Below are 22,358 nucleotides of genomic sequence, written 5' to 3' on the forward strand. Positions count from 1 at the left end.
TCGGGCTGTGCGAGCGTCGCCTGTTGGCGTCTGCGCCCCGATACCAGGACAATGGCAGGGTTGGCGTCAGCCGACAACGCGGCGCAACGCTCTGTGGCTGCCGCGTTTGCTTCACTAGGAGGATTCCGTGACCGACGGACCGTTGATCGTCCAATCCGACAAGACGCTGCTGTTGGAGGTCGACCACGAGCGCGCCGGCGATGCCAGGCAGGCAATCGCCCCCTTCGCGGAACTTGAACGGGCCCCCGAACACGTCCACACCTATCGCATCACTCCCCTGGCCTTGTGGAATGCCCGCGCCGCCGGACACGACGCCGAGCAGGTTGTCGACGCGCTCGTGTCGTACTCACGATTCGCGGTTCCACAACCGCTGCTGGTCGACATCGTCGACACGATGGCCAGGTACGGACGCTTACAGCTGGTCAAGAGCCCGGTGCACGGCCTCATCCTGGTCAGCCTCGACCGCGCAGTCCTCACCGAGGTGATGCGACACAAGAAGATCTCGCCGATGCTCGGTGAGAAGGTCGACGACGACACCGTGATCGTCCACCCGAGCGAACGCGGCCGCCTCAAGCAGATGCTGCTCAAGGTGGGCTGGCCGGCCGAGGACCTCGCCGGCTATGTGGACGGCGAAGCGCACCCGATCGATCTCGCTTTCGAAGAGGGCCACTGGGAACTGCGCGACTACCAGCAGATGGCAGCGGATTCGTTCTGGGCCGGCGGCTCGGGCGTCGTCGTGCTGCCGTGTGGCGCCGGCAAGACGATGGTGGGCGCCGCGGCGATGGCAAAGGCCAAGGCCACCACCCTCATCCTCGTCACCAATACCGTTGCCGGTCGTCAGTGGAAGCGTGAGTTGATCGCGCGTACATCGTTGACCGAGGAAGAAATCGGCGAATACTCCGGCGAGCGCAAGGAGATTCGGCCGGTCACGATCGCGACCTACCAGGTGATCACACGTCGCACGAAGGGCGAGTACAAGCACCTCGAACTTTTCGACTCCCGCGACTGGGGACTGGTGATCTACGACGAGGTCCACCTGTTGCCCGCGCCCGTCTTCCGGATGACGGCAGATCTGCAGTCGCGCCGCCGTCTCGGCCTGACCGCAACGCTGGTTCGCGAGGACGGCCGCGAAGGCGACGTCTTCTCGCTCATCGGCCCCAAGCGCTACGACGCTCCGTGGAAGGACATCGAAGCGCAGGGCTGGATCGCGCCGGCCGACTGCGTCGAGGTGCGAGTGACGATGACGGACGCCGAGCGCATGTCCTATGCCGTCGCCGAACCGGAGGAGCGCTACAAACTGTGCTCGACGGCGCACACCAAAATTGCTGTCGTGAAGTCGATTCTGGCCAAGCACCCGGATTCACCAACCTTGGTGATCGGTGCGTATCTCGATCAGCTCGACGAACTCGGCGAAGCCCTGAACGCGCCGGTGATCAAGGGATCCACCAAGAACAAGGAACGTGAGATCCTGTTCGATCAGTTCCGTAACGGTGAGATCCAGACGCTGGTGGTGAGCAAGGTCGCGAACTTCTCGATCGACCTTCCGGAGGCGTCTGTCGCCGTGCAGGTTTCGGGAACCTTCGGGTCGAGACAGGAAGAGGCTCAGCGCCTCGGACGACTGTTGCGACCCAAGCACGACGGCGGTCAGGCTCACTTCTATTCGGTGGTCTCGCGCGACACTCTCGATGCGGAGTATGCGGCACATCGTCAGCGATTCCTCGCCGAACAGGGCTACGCCTACCGGATCACCGACGCCGATGACCTGCTCGGACCTGCAATCGGCTGAGCATTTCTGCAACACGTTGCAGAAATAAATGGACATACGTCCAGTTATCTGTAGAGTGTCTCCTGTCACAGTCGTGTCCATCGGCCGGGGGTCACCTGCACCATGCGCTCAGTTCCACGTCTACGGGGTCGGCTCGCCGGGACCATTTCGCTGCTGACTGCCGCCGTCGTCGTCGCCACGACCGGCGTCAGTGCGGCCGCTCCGAGTCCTGCTCCTACTGCGCAGAACTCGGTGTACGCACTTGCGAACGGTTGCTTCGCGCTGCGCACCGAGTCTGGTGATTTCGTCCGTCGTGACGGGTCGGCGTACCTCACCGACGTAACGAAAGCCGCAGACGCCGAACCGTTCAGACTACATGCGGCCCAGTTGGGTCGATTCATGCTGTACGGCCCGGACGGGTCGATGCTCTCGCACGACGGCGCAGACTCGGTGCTCGCCACTTCCGAAGCAACTCCGTCCACCGACTGGACCGTGATGTCCACTGGCGAGTCCTTCGTTCTGACAGCGACCTCGAACGGCCGACAACTGATCTCGCGAGATTTGATGCTCACGATGTCCGATCCCGGTGACGTTCCCGAATCTGCGTTCACGCTGATCCCGCGCGACGGCTGCGCCGACTTCCCCGAAGCGGAGGTGGGCGCAAACGGCGTTCCGGGAGAAATCGGACCGAACGGTGAAGTCACCGGATTCATCGACACACACGTGCACATGAATGCTTCCGAGTTCATGGGCGGAAACCTGCACTGCGGCCGACCTTTCGATCCTCAGGGCGTCACCGCAGCGCTCGTCGACTGCCCGGACCATCAACCCGACGGGATACCGGCGCTCCTCGAAAACGTTCTGTCGTACGGCAATCCCTTCGAAACTCACGACACCACCGGCTGGCCGAGTTTCACCGACTGGCCGGCGCACGATTCACTGACACACGAGCAGACGTACTACAAGTGGGTCGAGCGGGCCTGGCGTGGCGGTCTGCGAATCTTCACCAACCTCTTTGTCGCCAACCGTGTCCTGTGCGAGCTGTATCCGAGTAAACGAAATCCCTGTGACGAGATGGAGACCGTCCGGATCCAGGCGCAGCAGACACGCGAACTCCAGGACTACATCGACGCCCAGTACGGCGGTCCCGGCCGGGGTTGGTTCCGCATCGTGAGCTCCCCTGAACAGGCCAGGCAGGTGGCCGCCGACGGAAAGCTGGCCGTCACCCTCGGGGTGGAGGTGTCCGAACCCTTCGGTTGCTCTGTGCGCAACGGTATTTCGCAGTGCACCGAGGACGACATCGACCGCGGCCTGGACGAGTTGTACGACCTCGGTGTCCGGCAGATGATCGTCACGCACAAGTTCGACAACGCCCTCGGCGGTGCCCGTTTCGACGGCGGCGTCACCGGAGTGGCCGTCAACATCGGCAACTACCTGGGCACCGGGGAGTTCTGGCAGTCGGAACCATGCACCGGCGTTGCCGAGGACAATGTGCTGCCCACCAAGGTCGACGGCGCACAGAATCTTCTCGCGGTACTCCCACCCGGAGTGACGCTTCCGGTGTACCTCTCTGGTCCGCAATGCAATTCGCACGGCCTGACCGACCTCGGCGCGTACACGATCCGAGGTTTGATGGACCGAGGGATGATCGTGGACATCGATCACATGAGCGTCAAGACCGCCGAAGCGGCTCTCGATATTCTCGAAGCTGCGAACTACTCCGGCGTCGTTTCCAGTCACAGCTGGAGCGACCCGAGCCTGTACAAGCGGATCTACGCACTCGGCGGATTTGTCGCCCTGTACGCCGGACAACTCGACGCATCGGACGAAAAGCCCGAAGAGCGTGGGTTCATCGACCAGTGGCGGGACGCACGGGCGATGCGAAGCGAGAACTACTACTTCGGTTTCGGCTACGGCGCCGACACCAACGGCTTCGGGCCGCAGGCCGCACCGCGCGGCGACGCCGCAGAAAATCCGCTGCAATATCCGTACACCGCCTTCGACGGCACGGTCATGGACCAGCAGCGCGCCGGCACCCGGGTTTTCGACGTGAACACCGACGGCGTGGCGCAGTACGGGATGATTCCCGACTGGATCGCGGACATGCGCATCGCTGCGGGAGCCGACGGCGACACCATCATCGAGGACATGAGCCGCGGCGCCGAGGCTTACCTGCAGATGTGGGAGCGCGCGCGAAACTAGCTACGCTGGTGGACGGTCCCCGGGCGATCGGGGGCCGGTCCTAGATCGTCCGGCACCACCCGAAGGAATTTTTCGTGGCTGACTTCCAGTTCACCGTCGACAAGGCTCATGCCAAGTCGGTCAACGACACACTGGCCGATGTACGCCGCCTGCAGATTTCTGCGGTGATCTTCGCGATCGTCCTCGCCGCGGTCGGGGCCTGGTTGATCAGCATGGGCGAGGTGTGGTCCATCATCATCGGCGCAGTCCTCGCCATCGGTGCGGCCAGTTCCCTGTGGGTTGCCGTGTGGGCACCTCGCAAGGTGGGAAGCGTCGAATCTCTGTATGCGGACAACCCACTGGTTCCCGCGATCGTCACCGAGGTTCACCCTCGAGCGGCGACCTTGACGGCATTGATCGACATCGCGAAGCCTGCGGCCGGAGCACCGCAGTACGCGCTCGTCAGCCGCAACGTTCGACTCAATCCGAAGTGGCGAGTCGGCGACCGCATTCCGTCGGTCGCACTGCGTTCGGATCGTTCCACCCGCAGCAAGGCTGACACGTGGCAGATGGTCAGTCCCATGCCGATCGAGTGGGGGACCAAGGACTCGGCAGTGCTGGCACGCGCGATCGCTGCTGTCAGTGCGAGCGAGTGGAACTTCCTGCAGAGCCGGATTCCCGATTCCGAAGAAGTTCGCACCCACCCCGATCGCCGGGTTCTGATCAACCCGGCCGATCTTCCTGACTCGCTGCGCTAGCCCCAACGGTTACGCGAGCGCGGGCAGCACTTCCTTCTCGAACATCTCGATTCCCGACGTGTCGTACGCGGCCTCGGGGAAGTAGAAGATTCCGTACTCGAGTCCCTGCGCCGCGAGCGCCGACAGGTTCTCGATGATCTGCTCGGGCGTACCCACGGCAGGCATTCCGCGGAACGCATCGAGCGACGCATCGGCGGCAGCTTCGCCGACCAACGGCGTCAGTCGGGCCTTCAGTGTCTCCAACCGCTGAGCCACCTCGGATTCCGTCGCGCCGATGGCCACGTTGTAGTTGGCCGAACGGACGATGGCGTCGAAATCGCTACCGACGGTGTCGCAGTGCTTCTTCAGGATTTCGGACTTGTGCGCGAAGCCGGCCGGGGTGCCGTCGAAGTTCGTGTACTGCGCGTACTTGGCCGCGATCTTGAGTGTGACCTTCTCGCCGCCACCGGCAACCCAGATGGGAATTCCGCCCTCTTGCAACGGAAGTGGACGGCACAGCGCTCCGTCGACCTGGTAGTACTTGCCGTCGAGCGTCGAGCTGCCGGTCGACCACGCCTGCTGCATGATCTGGATTCCTTCGTCGAGGCGGCCCAGACGCTCACCGGCAGAGGGGAAACCGTAGCCGTACGCACGCCACTCCTGCTCGTACCAACCGCCGCCGATGCCCATCTCGACGCGTCCACCCGTGATGAGATCGGTGGTCGCGGCGACCTTGGCGAGGTACGCCGGGTTTCGGTAACTCATGGCGGTACACATCTGGCCCAGTCGGATACGCGAGGTCGACGCACCGAGTGCGGCCATCAACGTCCACGCCTCGTGAGTCGCTTCTTCCGTCGGCTGGGGAACGGTGTGGAAGTGGTCGTAGACCCACACCGACTCCCACGGCCCTGCCTCCGCGCGCAGCGTGAAGTCTCGCATCACCTCCCACTGCTTCGCGGGGTCGATGCCGACCAGGTCCAGACGCCAGCCTTGAGGTACGAACAGTCCGAATCGCATGTAGCGAGCCTACCTACAGTTTCCCGACGCGCGACCGGGGTGACACCCGCGGAGAGTAGACCGGAATGAAGCGGAACATCATCGCCGCGCCGGCGAACGACGTCGCGCCCAGAGCGGCGAATGCCCACCCGAGTGGGAGCACCGCGGCAAGTAGACCGATCGCGAGCGGCCCACCGAACATGCCGGTGTCGTGAGTCAATCGCCATGCAGCGAGGAACTCGGCGCGTTCTTCGGGCGGGGCGATATCGGCACCGAGGGTCATGATCACGCCGTTGCCCAGCCCGTTGCCGATCCCCATCACGACAGCGACCACGGTCAATCCCACTGCACCCGTCGAGAACGGCAACAGTAGGTACGACACACCGATCACCGTCAGCGAAGGCACCGCGACCAGCCTGCGGCCGTATCGGTCCATGATGTGTCCGGCCGGGTACGAGCACAGCAGGTCCACGGCCGCACCGATACCGAAGATCACACTCACCTGGGCTGCATCCAATCCGAGGTGCAATGCCCACAATGGAAGAACGGCCTCACGCGAAGCGCGGGCGGCGCCCATCAGAAGGGAGCCTGTCCCGAGCGTCGACAGAGCGGCACGATGACGGCGAAGGATCTCCGGGAGCGTGACGTGTCCGTGATCGCTGTTGCCTGCCTGCACCTTTCGTGGCGGGTCGGGAACGCGGGCCATCAGCGCCCCGGCGAGCACGACGCCCACCAACTGGACAAGGAATCCTCCGCGCGCTCCCACCAGGAGAATCACGCCGGCCCCGATGAGCGGTCCCAGGAAGAAACCCAACCGCCACATCGCAGCGAACGACGACATTGCTCGGGCCCGTAGACCGAGTGGCACGGTCTCGGCGAGGTAGCTCTGCCGCGCAAGGCCCCACACCGCATTCGCCAATCCGGTCAACAGTGCGCCGATACCGAGCATCCACGGAGTCTGTGCAAGGAGACAGATCACCACTCCTGTTGCACCCAAGGAACTTCCGCCGATGATCGACCTGCGCTCACCGAAACGCGACACGATCCTGCCGGCGGGGAGGTCACCGAGTACGGCGCCCAAACCACCGAGTGCAACGATCAGGCCGGCGACGGCAACCGAGGCACCCAGGTCGCGCGCGGTGACGGCCATGATGGGGGCAGCCGCACCCTGACCGATCCCGAAGATGGCCGCCGGTACGAAAACCGTTGTGACCAGTGGCTTGAGACCGGCAATCGCCGGCTGTTCCTTGGGCAGTGTTTCCGTCACGCGCTCACTTCTGCCGCGTCAGCGGCCCGCGAGAACCGATTCGCCGGACGATCGAGGCCGTAGTGACCCCGCAGGGTGGATTCCGTGTATTCGGTCCGGAAGAGCCCACGCGCCTGCAGAATCGGCACGACCCGGTCGACGAACACCTCGAGCCCTCCGGGCAGATAGGGCGGCATGATGTTGAAGCCGTCCGCGGCGCCCTTGTCGAACCATTCGGTCAACTCGTCCGCGACCTGCTCCAGTGTCCCGGCAAATGTCCGATGCCCACGGCCACCGCCGAGTTTGCCGATCAGTTCACGGACGGTGAGGTTTTCGCTCTCCGCAAGGTCTTTGACGAGCTGGTATCGACTCTTGTTTCCTTGGATGCGATCGATGTCCGGCAACGGGGGCAACGGGGCATCCAGCGAATGCTCGGTGAGGTCGACGCCCACCATGTTCGAGAGTTGGCGCAGCGAGTACTCAGGTGAGATGAGATCCGTGAACGACTGCTCCAGTGCCTTGGCTTCTTCTTCCGTATCCGCGATGAAGGGAACGATGCCTGGCAGCACCTTGATCTCGTCGGGACTACGCCCGTACTTGATCAGCCGCGCTTTGAGGTCGGTGTAGAAATCCTGCCCCTGCTCGAGTGTTCGTTGAGCGGTGAACACGGCCTCGGCATACTTCGCCGCGAAGTCCTTACCGCTCTCGGAGGAACCGGCTTGCACGAGCAACGGACGTCCCTGTGGAGACCTCGGCGAATTGAGCGGGCCAGCCACCGTGAATCGTTGACCGTCATGGTCGATGCGATGGACACGATCAGGATCGGCGAAGATTCCGGTCTCTTCGTCCAGGACAACTGCCCCCTCTTCCCAGCTGTCCCAGAGTCCGAGCGTCACGTCGAGAAACTCCTCGGCGCGCTCGTAACGACCGCTGTGCGTCGGTACCGCATCGAGGCCGAAGTTCGCGGCCTCGTCGGCGCCGGCCGACGTCACGATGTTCCACCCGCCTCGTCCACCACTGATGTGATCGAGGGAAGCGAACTTCCTTGCGAGAGTGTACGGATCGCTGTAACTGGTCGACGCGGTTGCAATCAGTCCCACCTTGTCGGTGGCCGCAGCGATCGCCGACAGCAAGGTGACGGGTTCGAAGATCGCCTGGGTGTTGTACTTGACCCGCGGGCCGACTGCTAGACCGTCGGCGAAGAACACCGAGTCCAGCTTTCCACGCTCGGCGATTCTCCCCAATTCCTGGAAGTGCTTGACGTCCAGGAGGTTGGCCGCGTTTGTGCGTGGGTGGCGCCACGCCGCCTCATGATGGCCGACGCCCATCAGGAAGGCGTTCAGATGAAATTGTCGTTCGGACATGAGTTCGCAGAATCTTTCCGTGAATGTGTGGTCAGGTGGTGACGCGCCAGCGCGAGAGCCGACGTTCGATCAGGACCAGAATCGCGTTGATTGTCAGACCCAACAACGAGATCGCGACGATGCCCGCGTACATGTTCGGGATCTGGAAGTTGAGTTGTGAAGCGGTGATCAGATACCCGAGACCGGCTTTGGCCCCGACCATTTCGGCGGCGATCAGCACGAGAATCGACGACGCGGCTGCCATGCGGATACCCGTGAAGATCGTGGGAACAGCGGCGGGCAGAACCACCTTCTGAAACAGCCGAATCGAGGAGAACCCCAGCGAGGCAGCGGACTTGATCAGCAGCGGATCGACCGTGCGCACACCCGAAATGGTGTTGAGCAGGATCGGGAAGGTGCAGGCGTAGATCACAAGGGCGATCTTCGATTCCTCACCGATTCCGAGAATCAGCACGAAGACGGGAAGCAGCGCCAAGGCTGCTGTGTTGCGGAACAATTCGAGAATCGGGTTGAGGAAGTCGGAGACCGGGCGGTACCAGGCGATCGCAATTCCCAACGGAATCGCGATCGCGATGGCCACGAAGAAGCCGGTCAGCGCACGCGTCAGACTGGCGGAAACATGCTCTTGCAATTGTCCGTTCTCGGCGAGGGTGAAGAATGCGGACACAACTTCGGTGAAGGGCGGGAGGAAGACCTTGTCCACCAGCCCGAGCCGAGGTGCCGCTTCCCAGATCCCGAGGAAGATCGCGATCGCAATCGACGGCTTGGCAATCCGCCAGGCGGTGGAACCAATGTAGCGCGCCGCCTTGCCGCCGGCCTGGCTCCGCTGCGCAACGTCAGGTGTTTTGTCGGCCAACGGTTTCGGGGTGGCGACCACCTCCGGCGTCGCCAATGCGCTAGACATGTGCAACCTCCTTGGCAGGATCGAGTTCGCCGGCCCGAGCGCGCTCGACTTCACCGTGCAGCAGCGTCCAGATCCGGTGCCGGAACACACGGAACTCCTCACCTGATCGCACGTCGTCGCCGGACCGGTCGATGTCGATGTCGACGATCGTCTTGACGCGCCCCGGGCGCGAAGTCAGTACTGCAACACGTTGCCCGAGGTAGATGGCCTCGTCGATTCCGTGGGTGATGAACAGGATCGTCTTGCCGGTGGCCTTCCAGATGCGCAGAAGCTCGTCCTGCAGCGACTCTCGCGTCTGTGCGTCCAGCGCTGCAAATGGTTCGTCCATCAGCAACACTTCGGGGTCGAATGCCAGGCTGCGGGCGATCGCGACTCGCTGCTTCATTCCACCGGACAACTCGTGCGGATAGCGATCCGCGAAACCTTGCAGACCGACCAGTTCGAGGTAATGCTCGGCGAGCTCGCGTCGCTCGCTCTTCTTCACGCCCTTCGCTTCGAGTCCGAACTCGATGTTGTGACGTGCAGTTCGCCATGGAAGCAGCGCGTATTGCTGGAAGACGATTCCCCGATCCAAGCCTGGGCCCGTGATCTGCTTGCCGTCCAGAAGGATTCGACCGGAAGTGGGCGAACTGAGTCCTCCGAGGAGGTCCAGCAGAGTCGACTTGCCGCAACCACTCGGCCCGACGAGGACCAGGAACTCCCCCGGCGCCACGTCGATGTTGATGTCCTCGACCGCGGTGAAAACTTCGTCGGTCCCACGAATGTCGAACTGTTTGGTGACGTGCTCGAGCCGTAGTTTCGGTTCTGTGCTCATTTTGCTGCCTCCAGTGCCTGTCCGTCAGCGCCGCTGTCGGGTGAATACGTTCCGTTGGCGTACGGGTTGAATTCGTTCGTGTAGATGTCCGACGGCTTCAACTTTCCTTCTTCGAGTTCGCCGTTACGGGTGAGCCAGTCGATCCACGTGCTGATCTCGGCATCGGTGATCGTTCCGCCTGGACCGGCGACCCCCGGGCTCTTCCAGTAGCTGATGAGCTTGGTGTCCTCGTTGCGTCCGCGGCTGTTGATGATCGACGTCAGCTTCGCGACCACTTCTTCTCGTGGGTGTGTCTGCGTCCAGCGGATGGCCCTCGCTGTTCCCTGCACGAAATCGGCGACCGCCTCCTTGTTCTGCGCGATGTAGTCGTCACGGAACACCAACGTGCCGTAGGTGAACGAGCCGAACAACGATTCGTCCGTGAACAGCTCACGAAGGCCACCACGTTCTAGCGCGGAGTCACGGAAGACCGAGCCGAGGGTGGCGACGTCGATCTGTCCCTGCCGCAACGCTTGTTCCGTGTTGACCGGCGGAACGACGATCAATTCAACCTGCTTGATCTCGTCCGGCGTAAGTCCCTGCCGCGCAAGCCATTCACGGACGACGAACTCGTGGTGCGCACCGAGGGTGTTCATCCCGACCTTCTTGCCGATCAGGTCCTTCGCCGATTTGATCGGACTGTCGTCGAGTACGTAGTACCCGTTGAAGCTCTCCTTGTCCGAGCCGTAGTACCCGATGACCGAGGTGATCGGTGAACCCGCGGAAGCCAACTTCACCACCGCCCCGTTGAACGCTCCGCCGAACTCGGTTTGACCGGTCGCTGCGTTCTGAATGCTCTGAGGGCCGCTGGTCGTATCGCCGATCCAGTTGAGCTCCACGTCGTTGAAGTAGCCGAGGTCAGCGGCCAGTTCGGGGTAGATGACCTGTCCGGTGCTGCCCTCGTACCGCAGGACGGTCTTGCCGTCGGCGGTCTTGACCACTTCGTCGGAGGAGCCCGAGCAGGCAACGGCAAAACTGGACAGAGTGACAAGAGCGACGACCGCGGCTACCGAGCGCGCGAAACGAGGGCGAATCATGAAGTTGCTTCCTGTAGAAGATGATTGGTTCAGTTCTCGGCTACACCTGTCCGGAGCGCCGTGTGCGGCGCTCGGCACAGGCAGGTGTGGGAATGTCAGTTCAACGACAACAGTTGAGCGACATGAGCGGGAAAGACCGAAACACGTGAGACTCCAATGAATGTGCAGACAGGATCGAGCCGTGAGCAGTGCCGAAACCATACGTCGGCACCCACTACCTGGGTCAACGGTTACATTCATGCCGGATTTAATGTGTGAGGTCCGTATCATGAGGGCATGCTTTCGCCGACGACTGCGCAGGACTTCGAGCAACACCGTGGCCACCTGACGTCGGTGGCCTACCGTCTCACCGGAAGTTTCAGCGACGCTCAGGATGCGGTGCAGGAGGCATGGATACGCTTGCAAGTCGCACAATCGAGACAAGGAAGCGACCTCGAGATCCGCGAGCTGCGCGGATGGCTCACCACTGTTGTCGGTCGGATCTGCCTCGATCATCTCAAATCGGCCGCGGTCAGAAGAGAAAGCTATGTCGGACAGTGGCTTCCGGAGCCGATCGTCACGCCCGTCGACGCCACCTCGGGCACACCCTCAGCGACACCCGATCCGCTGGAGTACGTCGTGACGCAGGAACAGAATCGTTTTGCTGCCCTCGTCGTCCTGGACACCCTTACTCCCGCTCAACGCGTTGCCTTCGTCCTGCATGACGGCTTCGACGTGCCCTTCGCCGAGGTTGCGCGCATCCTCGACATCGAAGTAGCCACTGCCCGTCAGTTGGCCTCGCGGGCCCGTAAAGCCGCAGCGTCGGCGCCGGTCCCGGTCAGTAGCGAGGAGCATGCTGCTGCCGTCGAGCGATTGGTGACGGCTATCGCGAGTGGAGATCTGAACGCCGTGATAGGTGCACTCGATCCCGATGCCGTCCTGATCGGTGACGCAGGCGGAACTACCCGCACGGCTGTCAACATTGTGCGCGGCAGCGATCGTGTCGCGCGGTTCTATCTGGGATTGGCCCGCAAGTACGGACCGGCAGCGGTGTTCTCGATGTCACCGGTTCTCGTCAACGGACAGCTCGGCGGTGTATTCGCCGGCTCACCGGGGGACGACCAGTACCCGCAGTTCGCCGCTCGCGTTGCCGGCTTCACTGTCCGCGACGGAGTTGTGTGCGCAGCCTACGACATTGCGAATCCAGCCAAGTTCAGCGCTGTGCCGATGCTCGATCACACCGAACCCGAACGCAAGTAGCGAGACTCCCATTCCTCGAGGTGTGATCTGGACACCTGCGTGCCGAACCACAGTCGGTGCAGTACATCCGATCCCAGATGATGCAATTCGGTGTGCGTCCTCCACTGCTGCGACGCCCACTCGGGTTCGTTGTGGGCGGCGTCGATCCCGGCCATCGCGCTACCTCGCAGTTCGAAGTCCAGGTCCCGACGAAGCTCCGAAAGCTCCGACCAATTCGCCTGTGGTGCATAGTGCCTCGCGCGAATTTCGGTCAGCAGCTTGAACAGGACGCTACCCGCCCGTTCGTCGACCCAGATCAGAGTGCGTCGATGCGCACCGCGCCCCACCGTCCACAGGACCACCAACGCCACGACGACGCCGATTGCCGTCTCGAGCATGCGGCTGAGGATCAGATGTCGGACGGTCCCGTGCGCACCACCGGCCGCGCCGAGGAGAATCGCGAGGGCGGTGATGAAGATGACGGCTATCCCGTAATTCCGCACCAGGAACAGCTCGATCCCCGCCATCAGGACTGCAAGTACCGCCACCAACCACAGACCGGTCGGACTCCAGGAGTAGATGGCACCCAACAGAATCAACCCGAGGACGGTTCCGCCGATGCGGTGGATTCCGCGATAGGTGCCCAGTATTCGATCCGGTCCTTGATGAAGGACCATCGCCGCGGCGATCACCGCCCAGTCCGGGCGATCGATGCCGAGCAGGACGGTGAGGGTTCCCGCCGCCATACAGGCAATGGACAGCCGAAGTGCCGTCACCGACGCTCGGCTGGACGGATTGCAGGCGCGGAGGAACCGATATCGGATCGTCGGGTCGGGCAGAGGCGGGTGGGCCCCGACCTCGTCGACGTCGAACGCGGGGTCCGCCATGAGCTCCGGATCGTGGTCGTCGGAGATCGCTCTGGCCATCGAGATCTGCGCTCGTTCGAGTTCACGGGTCAACGGGTGGTCTTTCCCGACGATTGCGCCGCGGTAAAGGCACTGCCACGCGTCGTGCAGCCGAAGTGCTGCAGCGTGGCGTTTGTCTCGCGTGAGTTCGGGTGGGGCGTACCTCGCCTGAGCGTCCGTGTACTCCGCAACGGCCGAGACGGCTGCCTGTACAGCGCTGCGTTCGACAGCTCTCGGTGCCCACAGGATTCCCGTCATCGAGACGACCACCGCGCTGATCCCACCGATTGCCGTCCACATCGCGACCTCGACCGGCGGCTGACCGGGAGTGGCGATCACGGAACTGATCTCGGTGGTGAGCAACAGAAAGAACGCGCCCGGTGGACCCAATCGAAGCGCGTCGACGGTGAAGGCGCAGGTCGACACCACGACGGCCATGATCAGCACGACAAAGACCAGCAGCACCGTCGGCGCTCCCTCAGCGATGGCTCGGTGGACGGGCTCACCCACCGATGCCCCGACGAAGGACAGGATCGTCAGCGCCGTCGCAGCGATACCGACTGCCTTCCACCTGCTCCGGTACGGACGACCCTCACCGTAGATCGATGCAAATGCACCGAGGCCGACCAGGAGCGAAGCAGACCCGAATCCGAGCAGTGTGGCGATGGCCGCCGGAATCGCCAGGGCTAGGGCGACGCGAACCGCTCCGGGGTACCTGTTTCCCACCGGCGGCAATCCGAACAGGACGCTGCGCGCCGGCCGCGGAGCCGGGAGGTTGGACTCGTGACCCGCTGATGTTTCTTCGGGGTCCACTGCCCATCCTTCGCGCCGGCCTGTTCGTGTCTGTGTCCTCCCATTCTTGCGGGCGGCCGACGTGGAATTCGAGGCGGGTCCGGAGGTCGATTCGACCACCCCTTTATTGACACTATGTCAACAGTGTGGATGATAGGTGGAGTCGGATCCGCTCGCGGGTCGCACTTCATCGATCGGGAGAATCACGATGACGCAAGGATCTACCGCAACCCGGACCGCAGAACGACGGTCCCCGTGGATGGACGACGAATTGGAGGCCGTGGCCGACCTGGCAAGGAACTTCTTCGCCAAACACGTCACACCGCATCAGAAACGCTTCGCGTCCCAAGGTTTTCCCGACAAATCCGCATATCGAGAACTCGGGGCGCTCGGGCTCGCCGGCATGTCGATCCCCACCGAGTACGGCGGCGGAGGAGGAACTTTCGCGCACGACGCCGTGCTGTTCCACGAGCAGGTCATGGCGGGTGATCATTCACTCCAACTCGGCGTGCACTCGGGAATCGTGCCGCACTACCTCAATGCCTACGCCGATCACGAGCACAAACTGCGCTGGCTACCGAAGCTGGTGAGTGGCGAGTGGGTGGGCGCAATCGCCATGACCGAGCCCGGCACCGGATCCGACTTGCAGAACATCACCACCCGAGCCGTCCGCGACGGTGACGACTATCTGATCAGCGGCGCAAAGACCTTCATCTCCAACGGTCGCAATTGTGATCTGGTGATCATTGCCGCCAAGACCGATCCCAGCCTCGGAGCGCGTGGAGTGTCGCTCATCGTGGCCGAGGTCGATGACAACACACCGGGTTTCGAGCGCGGGCGAATACTCGAGAAGGTCGGACAGAAGGGCCAGGACACCACCGAGCTGTTCTTCGACCGCTTGCGGGTGCCTGCAACAAACCTGCTCGGGGACCGCGAAGGCACAGGGTTTGCCCAGCTGATGCAGCAGCTACTGCCCGAACGATTGATCTGCGGAGTTGCAGCCACTGCGGCAATGGAGCGTGCAGTCGCCCTCACCGTCGAGTACACCAAATCCCGAAACATGTTCGGGCAAAAGCTCTTCGATCTGCAGAACACGCGCTTCGAACTTGCCGAGTGCGCGTCCATCGCTCGTATCTCACGAACGTTCATCGACGACTGCATCGTCAAATACCTTGCCGGGCAGCTCGATGCGACTACCGCCGCGATGGCCAAGTACTGGCTCACCGATCAGCAGTGCGCCGTGATCGACCGCTGCGTGCAACTACACGGCGGGTACGGCTACATACTCGAATATCCCATCGCTCAGATGTATGCCGACGCTCGTATTCAGCGAATCTACGCCGGATCGAACGAAGTCATGAAGGACCTCGTGGCGAGATCACTCTGAGCAATCAGGAATCCGCCTCGCACGCCGGCAGAACGTCACGCACGATGGCGAGCAAACTGCGTACCAGCAGAAGGTGCACCTGTTCGCGGTCGAGCGCTCCCGTCACCAACCACTGCTTACTGGCAGCCTTCGCCAAGCCTCCGTACGCCACGATCATCGAATGAACAGCAGCCTCGCTGCCTTCACTCGGTCGAATCTCGAGCGCATCCATCATGCGTCGCGCAGCAACGTCGTCAGCATCCTGCAGGATCCGATCCATCTCGGGATCACGGCGGAGGTCGTCGGACATGACTGTCGAGATCCACATGTCGCGATGACGCCAGGCGACGTCGAGCCACCGATCGATCACGGCGCCGATCCGCTTCTCCTGGCTCGCCGATCGCGGAATGCGGTCCACCGCCACTTCGGGAATGAAGACGAACCGCCGCACGACGTCGAGATACAACTCCCGCTTGGAGCCGAAGTAATGATTGAGCAGCGGACGTCCGACCCCAGCCGCCTTGGCCAACTCGGTCATCGAGACGTCGGCAAAAGACTTCTCCTCGAAAACCTTTGCCGCGCTGACAATGATCTGCTCACGCCGGTCTTCGGGACCGAGACGCCTTCCGCCTGTGGCCGACGCGGACGTCATTCTTTTCTCGCGGGCGTGCTGTTGACCGTCGCCTGCGCCTCGACCATGAGCGAAATGTGCTCCACCAAACGCTTTCGAGAGATCTTGGAGGACGGGGTGTGCGCCTGATAGATGAACGCGAGGGCACCGAACAGCCCCACCGAATTGAGTTCGGAGTTCGCGGAGTCGGTTGCCTCGCCGCCGTACATCAGCTCGAGCGACGCGGAAATCGGATTCGTGAACTCCGCCATCAATTCTCGCCCTCGATCCCACAGCGCAGGTTCCGCCTGGGATTCGACGAACATGATGCGTCCACGTCGAGGATCTTTGAATACGTAGTTGGTGAAGGCCTTCACCACGTGGCGGATCAGGGCCGACGGTTCGGAAGGCGCCGCCTCGAGAGCGTCCAGAATAGTGTCACGCGCACCGAGAACGACCTCGTCGAGCACGGCGACCAGCAGTTCGTCACGGTTGGCGAAGCTCTCGTAGAAGTACCGTTCGGTCAGCGCGGCCTCGCGGCAGGTCGCACGCATGGTCGCGGCGGCCGCTCCCTCGGTACCCATGATCTGCAACCCGGCTTCGATCAGCTGTGTCCGGCGCGCGGCGCGGCGATCTTCCGGTTCCTGCCCACGCCACCTGCGCGGGCCGGTGCGCCGAGCCTCGGTATCCGTCATGTCCCCATGTTCTCACTGACCGGCAGCGCTCTCGACCTCAGGTTATCGCGGCGACCTCCGCAAGCGAACTGACATCGCCCGATGTCAATCAGTTGAATTCTGACATCAACCGCTGTTGACATCACTTGATGTCAGACTTACTCTTCGTTCAGTTGTTCACGCACCAATCAGGAGGCGTCACACATGGTCGACATCGACCCAACCTCGGGGCCATCGGCCGGTGACGAGGAAACTCGAACTCGCCGAACACGAGTCGTCGTCATCGGAGCCGGTTTCGGCGGCATCGGAACGGCTGTCCGCTTGAAGCAGTCCGGGATCGACGACTTCGTCGTTCTGGAACGTGCCGCGGAGCCCGGGGGAACCTGGCAGGTCAATACCTACCCCGGTGCACAGTGCGACATCCCGTCGATTCTGTACTCGTTCTCGTTTGCGCCAAATCCGAACTGGACGCGGCTGTATCCGCTACAGCCCGAGATCTACGACTATCTCCGGGATTGCGTCCATCGCTTCGGACTGGCCGGTCATTTCCACTGCAACCAGGACGTGACAGAAGCTTCGTGGGACGAGCAAGCCCAGATCTGGCGGGTACACACTGCGGAAACCATGTGGGAGGCACAGTTCCTGGTCGCGGCCACCGGCCCGTTCAGTGCCCCCGCCACACCCGACCTTCCCGGGCTCGAATCGTTTCGTGGTCAGATGTTCCACACCGCGGACTGGAACCACGACCACGACCTTCGCGGTGAGCGGATAGCCGTGGTCGGCACCGGCGCCTCTGCGGTGCAGATCATCCCCAGACTGCAACCGCTCGCGGACACGTTGACCGTGTTCCAGCGGACACCGACGTGGATCCTGCCGCACCCGGATCAGCCGATGACCGGCTGGCCGAGCGCTCTCTTCGAGCGGGTGCCGCTCACCCAACGACTGGCACGCAAGGGACTCGACCTGCTCCAAGAAGCCCTGGTACCCGGATTCGTGTACAAGCCGTCACTGCTCAAAGGGCTGGCCGCACTCGGCCGAGCACACCTTCGCCGGCAGGTGCGGGACCCGGAGCTTCGCGCAAAGCTGCTCCCCCACTACGCATTCGGATGCAAGCGTCCGACGTTCTCGAACACCTACTATCCCGCGCTGGCGTCACCTAATGTGGAGGTGGTGACGGACGGAATCGTCGAGGTGCAGGAGCGCGGAGTCCTCACCGCGGACGGCGCCTTCCGGGAAGTCGACACCATAGTCATGGGAACCGGCTTTCGTATGGGAGACAACCCGTCGTTCGACATCATCCGGGGCAAGGACGGCCGCAGCCTCGCGCAGACGTGGAACGGCAGTGCCGAGGCCTTCCTCGGCACCACCATCAGCGGGTTTCCGAACTTCTTCATGATCCTCGGCCCCAATTCCGTGGTCTACACCTCGCAGGTCGTCACGATCGAAGCGCAGGTCGAGTACATCGTGAGCTGCATTCTTCAAATGGACGAGCGCGGCATCGGCAGTATCGACGTCCGGGCAGACGTGCAGAGAGAGTTCGTGCGCGCGACCGACCGCCGACTCGCCACCAGCGTATGGAACGCCGGCGGGTGCAGTAGTTACTACCTCGTCGACGGCGGCCGCAATTACACCTTCTATCCCGGATTCAACCGATCCTTCCGCACCAGGACCAAACGAGCCGACCTCGCTCACTACGCGCAAGTACAACCCGTCTCGTCCGAATCACTCACCACTGCCCGAGAAACCGTGAGGAGCCGATAATGCTCGGCATCAACGCCTTCCGAGGCACACCCGTCGTCGCACCGTCCGGCGCGCGCCGCTACACCGACGAAGCACATGCGATCGCCGCCCGTGACGTCGAATTCGACTGGGACGGCGTACCACTGCATTACGTGCCGAACGAACCGATGGTCACCCACGTCATCAACTTCATGCATCTCGTGTTGCCCGAGGGAGAGCGGGCCATGTCCGCAACGCTCGCCGAAGCGCTCCCGCTCATCGAGGACCCCCGCCTGCACGAAGAGGTGGTGGGATTCGTCGGCCAGGAAGCAACACACGCGTCGTCGCACAAAGGTGCACGCGAGCATCTTGCGGACCTCGGCATGGACATGAAACCGATGTCACGCCGGATGGACTGGCTCGTGGACAAGATATTGGGCGACAAAGGATTGACCGGAAAAGCCAAGCACGCCTGGCTCTGTGAACGTCTCGGCTTGTTTGCCGCGATGGAGCACTACACGGCGGTGGTCGGGGAATGGCTGCTCACCGATCCCGCCCTCGAAGATGCCGGCATGCACCCGACGATGCTCGACATGGTCAAGTGGCACGGCGCCGAGGAAGTCGAGCACCGCAACGTGGCCTTCGACGCCTACATGTACGTGGACGGTAGCTACGCCCGCCGCGTTCGCACGGCGCTGCTCGCCAGCTTCACGTTGTTCGTGTTGTTCATCGCCTCGATGAACTACCTCTTCCGGCAGGACCCGTCGAAGGCGAAGGGCCGCCTGTGGCCTCTGCAACTGATCAGCGCCACTCGCCGCGGCCTGGTCCCGAACATGAAATTCCTGATCACCGAGATTCCTCCGTATCTGCGGCCGAGCTTCCATCCGTCCCAGATCGGGGACATGGACGTAGCCATGCGCTACCTCGCTCGCTCACCTGCCGCCAATCGTTCTTCCGAAAAGAGTGAAGGATGAACAAGACGACTGCCGACCGTCCTCACGACGCACAAGACTTCACACCGACCCGGTCGTTGAGGATTGCCGCACAGGCGACGAGCGCATACCGTCGAATCTTTGCGTCAAGTCCTGCAGCGCAGATACTTTCGCGTCCCAACCCGGTCCGCTACAGCGGATTCGACATGACGCTGGACGTGAAGTCCGTCCGGTTCGAGTGCGCAGACGTCCTGAGTGTCACCTTGACCCCGAGGGAAGGAATCACCCTGCCGTCGTGGATTCCCGGCGCTCACCTAGACGTCATTCTCCCCTCGGGAAGGCAACGACAGTATTCGTTGTGCGGAGACCCCGACGACTTGACCTCGTATCGGATCGCCGTCCGGCGGATCGACGAAGGCGGGGGCGGCTCCCGCGAGATACACGAGTCGCTGAAACCCGGAATGGTTGTCGACGTACGAGGGCCGCGGAATGCATTTCCTTTTGTCACTGCTCCGTCGTACCTCTTTGTTGCGGGCGGAATCGGGATCACTCCGATACTTCCCATGGTGCAACGCTGTCACCGCCGCGGAGTCCCGTGGCGATTGGACTATCTCGGACGAACTCGGGCAGCTATGCCATTCCTGAACGAGATCGAGGAGTATTCCAGCGGCCGGGTAACCATCCGACCCGACGACGAGCTGGGTCCGACGGATATCGGAACACTCGTCGCTGCTGCGGATCCCGGTGCCGCGGTGTACACGTGCGGACCGGTTCCGCTGATGAACACGGTGCGTGCGGCAACTTTCGCCGCCAACCCGACCGGATCGGTGCACAGCGAGAGGTTCTCCCCACTCCCGGTAGTCGACGGCAAGGAGTTCACGGTGCATCTGGCGCGCACCGGTCTCACCGTCGATGTGGGCGAGTCCGAAAGCGCCTTGGCTGCAATACGACGCGTACTTCCCGGAGTAGCGTATTCATGCCAACAGGGCTTCTGCGGTACATGCAAGGTCCGGGTGCTCTCCGGGACCGTCGAGCATCGAGACACCCTCCTCACCGAATCCGAACGTACTGGTTCGATGTTGACCTGTCGATCACGTTCCACCGGTGGGTCTTTGGTGGTGGACCTGTGAAGGGAAAATTCTCTCTTTCTGCGGCCGACGCAGCCTTCATCCGCTCCGCTCCGCTGGTGATCACTCACCGGATCGAATCCGAAGCGACATGTGAAAGCTTGTGGCAGACGTTGACCTCGGACGGAGCGCTCACGTCGTGGGCGCACGGGATCACCGGAGCCGACTGGACCTCGGACAGACCATTCGGCGTCGGGACTACGCGAACCGTGCGAGCCGGCGCTTTTGCTGCACTGAACGAGCGATTCTTCCGCTGGGACGAGGGGCGCCGGATGTCGTTCTACGTGGAGTCGGCGTCACTTCCGGGGTTCAAACGCTTCGCTGAAGATCTGGTGTTGGAACCGACTTCGACTGGCAGCCGCCTCACCTGGACGTTCGCTGTGCAAGCGCAGCCGTGGTTCGCCCCCATTCTGACTCTGTCCCGACCGATCCTCCAACGCGTCACCCGCGGCTGGGCCGACGGCGCCGTCCACCACACACTTCAAGGAACTCCACGATGACGGCGACCGAGATCGACACGACCACACAGGCGTCCGACGACACGGTGACACAGGCAGTGCGCGACGCCCGTACTGCTTCCGAGTGGTGGGCAGAACTGACATTCGAGCAACGTGCTCGTCGACTGGATCGGTGGCGAGGAATCATCGCTCGTCGCGCATCCGAACTCGCCGACGTCGTGCACCGGGACATGGGCAAGCCGCACCCTGACGCGATGCTCGAAATCGCCATGGCACTAGAACATCTCGCGTGGGCGTCGAAGAATGCCCGAAAGGTATTGGGCAGGCGCAGCGTCCGCTCCAGTTTGTTGACGGTCAATCAGGCCGCCTCGGTGGAGTATCGACCTCTCGGGGTGATCGGTGTGATCGGTCCGTGGAACTATCCGGTCTTCACCCCACTCGGTTCGCTCTCGTTCTCGCTGGCTGCAGGCAACGCCGTGGTCTACAAGCCGAGTGAGTTCGCACCGGCAGTCGGGCAATGGTTGGGCCGCGCCTTCGCCGAGGTCGTCCCTGAACATCCTGTGCTGCAGGTCGTCACGGGCGATGGTTCGGTCGGCGCGGCACTGTGCCTGGCCGGTGTCGACAAGATCGGGTTCACCGGATCGACCGCGACGGGCAAGAAAGTCATGGCAGCGTGCGCCGAGACCCTCACACCGGTGTTGATGGAATGTGGTGGTAAGGACGCGCTCATCCTTGATGCCGACGGAAATGTCGGTGCCGCCGCGGATGCTGCGGTGTGGGGAGCATTGTCCAACTCCGGTCAAACCTGTCTGGGCGTCGAGCGTGTATACGTGCACGAACATGTCTACGGCGAGTTTATCGACAAGACAATCACTTTGGCTGCCCGAGTTCATGCGGGTCCGGGTGCCGAAGACAAGATCGGTCCGATCACCATGCCCTCGCAAGTGGCTGTAATCCGGCGCCACATCGACGACGCGATGTCGCGGGGTGGACGTGTCGTTCTCGGAGGGCTCGGCTCGATCTCCGGCCAGTACGTGCAACCGACCATCATGGTCGACGTCCCCGAAGACAGCCTCGCCGTCACGGAGGAAACTTTCGGCCCGACGATGACGATCACCAAGGTCGCCTCGATGGACGAGGCGGTGGAGTTGGTCAATGCGTCGCCATACGCGTTGGGAGCAAGCGTGTTCGGCAAGGACGGAGCGGCTGTTGCCGATCGGCTCCGATCCGGAGGAGCGTCGGTGAACTCTTATGTGATGTATGCCGCGGTTCCCAACCTGCCACTGGGTGGGGTCGGAGTATCTGGTTTCGGACGCGTTCACGGCCCAGATGGTCTGAAGGAGTTCACCTACGCTCGTTCGACGACTCGGCAACGATTCCGTTCGCCCCTACCACTGACGACGTTTCGAAGGACCGCCCGAATCGACTGGCTGGTCAAGGTTCTCATCCGCGCGCTACACGGAAGGCACTGAAG

The 22,358-nt window shown here is 62.7% G+C and carries 19 protein-coding genes; 10 read left to right on the plus strand and 9 right to left on the minus strand.

The genetic code is table 11. The features are described from left to right. Positions 1-127: 127 nt before the first annotated feature. The 3 genes from PCS43_RS15695 to PCS43_RS15705 all read left to right on the plus strand — a co-directional run bounded on the left by PCS43_RS15695 (position 128) and on the right by PCS43_RS15705 (position 4,704). Complete coding sequence (locus PCS43_RS15695; RefSeq protein WP_003940219.1) at positions 128-1,786, plus strand: DNA repair helicase XPB; 1,659 nt, start codon at positions 128-130, stop codon at positions 1,784-1,786. Positions 1,787-1,888: 102 nt separating this feature from the next. Further along, positions 1,889-3,967 (plus strand): peptidase, encoded by a 2,079-nt coding sequence (locus tag PCS43_RS15700; protein WP_209909659.1) that lies wholly within the window; start codon positions 1,889-1,891, stop codon positions 3,965-3,967. 74 nt (positions 3,968-4,041) lie between these two features. Then, positions 4,042-4,704 (plus strand): DUF3239 domain-containing protein, encoded by a 663-nt coding sequence (locus PCS43_RS15705; RefSeq protein ID WP_007733514.1) that lies wholly within the window; start codon positions 4,042-4,044, stop codon positions 4,702-4,704. Positions 4,705-4,713: 9 nt separating this feature from the next. Here PCS43_RS15705 and PCS43_RS15710 read toward each other — a convergent pair whose 3' ends face one another. From PCS43_RS15710 to PCS43_RS15735, 6 genes are read right to left on the minus strand one after another with little or no spacing between them, the layout of a single operon-like run. Continuing rightward, the gene (locus tag PCS43_RS15710; protein ID WP_063315901.1) at positions 4,714-5,700 is read right to left on the minus strand and encodes an LLM class F420-dependent oxidoreductase; all 987 of its coding nucleotides are present in this window, start codon (positions 5,698-5,700) and stop codon (positions 4,714-4,716) included. A 13-nt stretch (positions 5,701-5,713) separates the two neighbouring features. Next, positions 5,714-6,946, minus strand: coding sequence for an MFS transporter (locus tag PCS43_RS15715; protein ID WP_042451237.1), 1,233 nt, complete (start codon positions 6,944-6,946; stop codon positions 5,714-5,716). Next, positions 6,943-8,289 carry an LLM class flavin-dependent oxidoreductase gene (locus tag PCS43_RS15720; protein ID WP_270923066.1) on the minus strand — a complete coding sequence of 449 codons (1,347 nt, stop codon included), beginning with the start codon at positions 8,287-8,289 and terminating at the stop codon, positions 6,943-6,945. Before PCS43_RS15720 ends, PCS43_RS15715 begins: the two co-directional genes overlap by 4 nt. 31 nt (positions 8,290-8,320) lie before the next feature. After that, the gene (locus PCS43_RS15725) at positions 8,321-9,193 is read right to left on the minus strand and encodes an ABC transporter permease (RefSeq protein WP_050654731.1); all 873 of its coding nucleotides are present in this window, start codon (positions 9,191-9,193) and stop codon (positions 8,321-8,323) included. After that, positions 9,186-10,007 carry an ABC transporter ATP-binding protein gene (locus PCS43_RS15730; protein ID WP_003940477.1) on the minus strand — a complete coding sequence of 274 codons (822 nt, stop codon included), beginning with the start codon at positions 10,005-10,007 and terminating at the stop codon, positions 9,186-9,188. Before PCS43_RS15730 ends, PCS43_RS15725 begins: the two co-directional genes overlap by 8 nt. Further along, positions 10,004-11,083 (minus strand): ABC transporter substrate-binding protein, encoded by a 1,080-nt coding sequence (locus tag PCS43_RS15735; RefSeq protein WP_050654732.1) that lies wholly within the window; start codon positions 11,081-11,083, stop codon positions 10,004-10,006. The genes PCS43_RS15730 and PCS43_RS15735 overlap by 4 nt, the downstream gene beginning before the upstream one ends. A gap of 276 nt (positions 11,084-11,359) precedes the next feature. Between PCS43_RS15735 and PCS43_RS15740 the strand changes: the two genes are divergently transcribed. Next, positions 11,360-12,322, plus strand: coding sequence for a sigma-70 family RNA polymerase sigma factor (locus PCS43_RS15740; protein WP_030535346.1), 963 nt, complete (start codon positions 11,360-11,362; stop codon positions 12,320-12,322). Here the strand turns inward: PCS43_RS15740 and PCS43_RS15745 are convergent. Continuing rightward, positions 12,298-14,019, minus strand: coding sequence for an FUSC family protein (locus PCS43_RS15745; RefSeq protein WP_064074069.1), 1,722 nt, complete (start codon positions 14,017-14,019; stop codon positions 12,298-12,300). The two genes, PCS43_RS15740 and PCS43_RS15745, sit on opposite strands and share 25 nt — an antisense overlap. Before the next feature lie 187 nt (positions 14,020-14,206). On the opposite strand from PCS43_RS15745, the gene PCS43_RS15750 reads away from it, so the two are divergent. Next, positions 14,207-15,385 carry an acyl-CoA dehydrogenase family protein gene (locus PCS43_RS15750; protein WP_047271188.1) on the plus strand — a complete coding sequence of 393 codons (1,179 nt, stop codon included), beginning with the start codon at positions 14,207-14,209 and terminating at the stop codon, positions 15,383-15,385. A gap of 4 nt (positions 15,386-15,389) precedes the next feature. Here the strand turns inward: PCS43_RS15750 and PCS43_RS15755 are convergent, their stop codons facing one another. Together PCS43_RS15755 and PCS43_RS15760 are read right to left on the minus strand one after the other, a co-directional pair. Continuing rightward, complete coding sequence (locus PCS43_RS15755; protein WP_030535343.1) at positions 15,390-16,016, minus strand: TetR/AcrR family transcriptional regulator; 627 nt, start codon at positions 16,014-16,016, stop codon at positions 15,390-15,392. Beyond that, entirely contained in the window at positions 16,013-16,669 is a 657-nt protein-coding gene (locus PCS43_RS15760) for a TetR/AcrR family transcriptional regulator (RefSeq protein WP_007733534.1), read from the minus strand. The genes PCS43_RS15755 and PCS43_RS15760 overlap by 4 nt, the downstream gene beginning before the upstream one ends. Before the next feature lie 183 nt (positions 16,670-16,852). On the opposite strand from PCS43_RS15760, the gene PCS43_RS15765 reads away from it, so the two are divergent. From PCS43_RS15765 to PCS43_RS15785, 5 genes are read left to right on the plus strand one after another with little or no spacing between them, the layout of a single operon-like run. Next, complete coding sequence (locus PCS43_RS15765; RefSeq protein ID WP_209909662.1) at positions 16,853-18,409, plus strand: flavin-containing monooxygenase; 1,557 nt, start codon at positions 16,853-16,855, stop codon at positions 18,407-18,409. Next, positions 18,409-19,341 (plus strand): metal-dependent hydrolase, encoded by a 933-nt coding sequence (locus PCS43_RS15770; protein WP_003940129.1) that lies wholly within the window; start codon positions 18,409-18,411, stop codon positions 19,339-19,341. The genes PCS43_RS15765 and PCS43_RS15770 overlap by 1 nt, the downstream gene beginning before the upstream one ends. After that, entirely contained in the window at positions 19,338-20,429 is a 1,092-nt protein-coding gene (locus tag PCS43_RS15775) for a PDR/VanB family oxidoreductase (protein WP_007733536.1), read from the plus strand. Before PCS43_RS15770 ends, PCS43_RS15775 begins: the two co-directional genes overlap by 4 nt. Further along, positions 20,426-20,926, plus strand: a complete 501-nt coding sequence (locus tag PCS43_RS15780) for an SRPBCC family protein (protein WP_007733538.1) — start codon at positions 20,426-20,428, stop codon at positions 20,924-20,926. The genes PCS43_RS15775 and PCS43_RS15780 overlap by 4 nt, the downstream gene beginning before the upstream one ends. Continuing rightward, positions 20,923-22,356 carry an aldehyde dehydrogenase family protein gene (locus tag PCS43_RS15785; RefSeq protein ID WP_209909665.1) on the plus strand — a complete coding sequence of 478 codons (1,434 nt, stop codon included), beginning with the start codon at positions 20,923-20,925 and terminating at the stop codon, positions 22,354-22,356. Before PCS43_RS15780 ends, PCS43_RS15785 begins: the two co-directional genes overlap by 4 nt. Positions 22,357-22,358 lie beyond the last annotated feature (2 nt).

The organism is Rhodococcus sp. C-2, assembly GCF_027854095.1.
Classification (GTDB): Bacteria; Actinomycetota; Actinomycetes; order Mycobacteriales; family Mycobacteriaceae; genus Rhodococcus_F; species Rhodococcus_F qingshengii.

Coding starts and splice junctions, on each gene's coding strand:
- PCS43_RS15700 (WP_209909659.1), top strand. CDS start 1,889: ATGCGCTCAGTTCCACGTCTACGGGGTCGGCTCGCCGGGACCATTTCG.
- PCS43_RS15710 (WP_063315901.1), bottom strand. CDS start 5,700: ATGCGATTCGGACTGTTCGTACCTCAAGGCTGGCGTCTGGACCTGGTC.
- PCS43_RS15720 (WP_270923066.1), bottom strand. CDS start 8,289: ATGTCCGAACGACAATTTCATCTGAACGCCTTCCTGATGGGCGTCGGC.
- PCS43_RS15725 (WP_050654731.1), bottom strand. CDS start 9,193: ATGTCTAGCGCATTGGCGACGCCGGAGGTGGTCGCCACCCCGAAACCG.
- PCS43_RS15730 (WP_003940477.1), bottom strand. CDS start 10,007: ATGAGCACAGAACCGAAACTACGGCTCGAGCACGTCACCAAACAGTTC.
- PCS43_RS15735 (WP_050654732.1), bottom strand. CDS start 11,083: ATGATTCGCCCTCGTTTCGCGCGCTCGGTAGCCGCGGTCGTCGCTCTT.
- PCS43_RS15740 (WP_030535346.1), top strand. CDS start 11,360: ATGCTTTCGCCGACGACTGCGCAGGACTTCGAGCAACACCGTGGCCAC.
- PCS43_RS15750 (WP_047271188.1), top strand. CDS start 14,207: ATGACGCAAGGATCTACCGCAACCCGGACCGCAGAACGACGGTCCCCG.
- PCS43_RS15755 (WP_030535343.1), bottom strand. CDS start 16,016: ATGACGTCCGCGTCGGCCACAGGCGGAAGGCGTCTCGGTCCCGAAGAC.
- PCS43_RS15760 (WP_007733534.1), bottom strand. CDS start 16,669: ATGACGGATACCGAGGCTCGGCGCACCGGCCCGCGCAGGTGGCGTGGG.
- PCS43_RS15765 (WP_209909662.1), top strand. CDS start 16,853: ATGGTCGACATCGACCCAACCTCGGGGCCATCGGCCGGTGACGAGGAA.
- PCS43_RS15770 (WP_003940129.1), top strand. CDS start 18,409: ATGCTCGGCATCAACGCCTTCCGAGGCACACCCGTCGTCGCACCGTCC.
- PCS43_RS15775 (WP_007733536.1), top strand. CDS start 19,338: ATGAACAAGACGACTGCCGACCGTCCTCACGACGCACAAGACTTCACA.
- PCS43_RS15785 (WP_209909665.1), top strand. CDS start 20,923: ATGACGGCGACCGAGATCGACACGACCACACAGGCGTCCGACGACACG.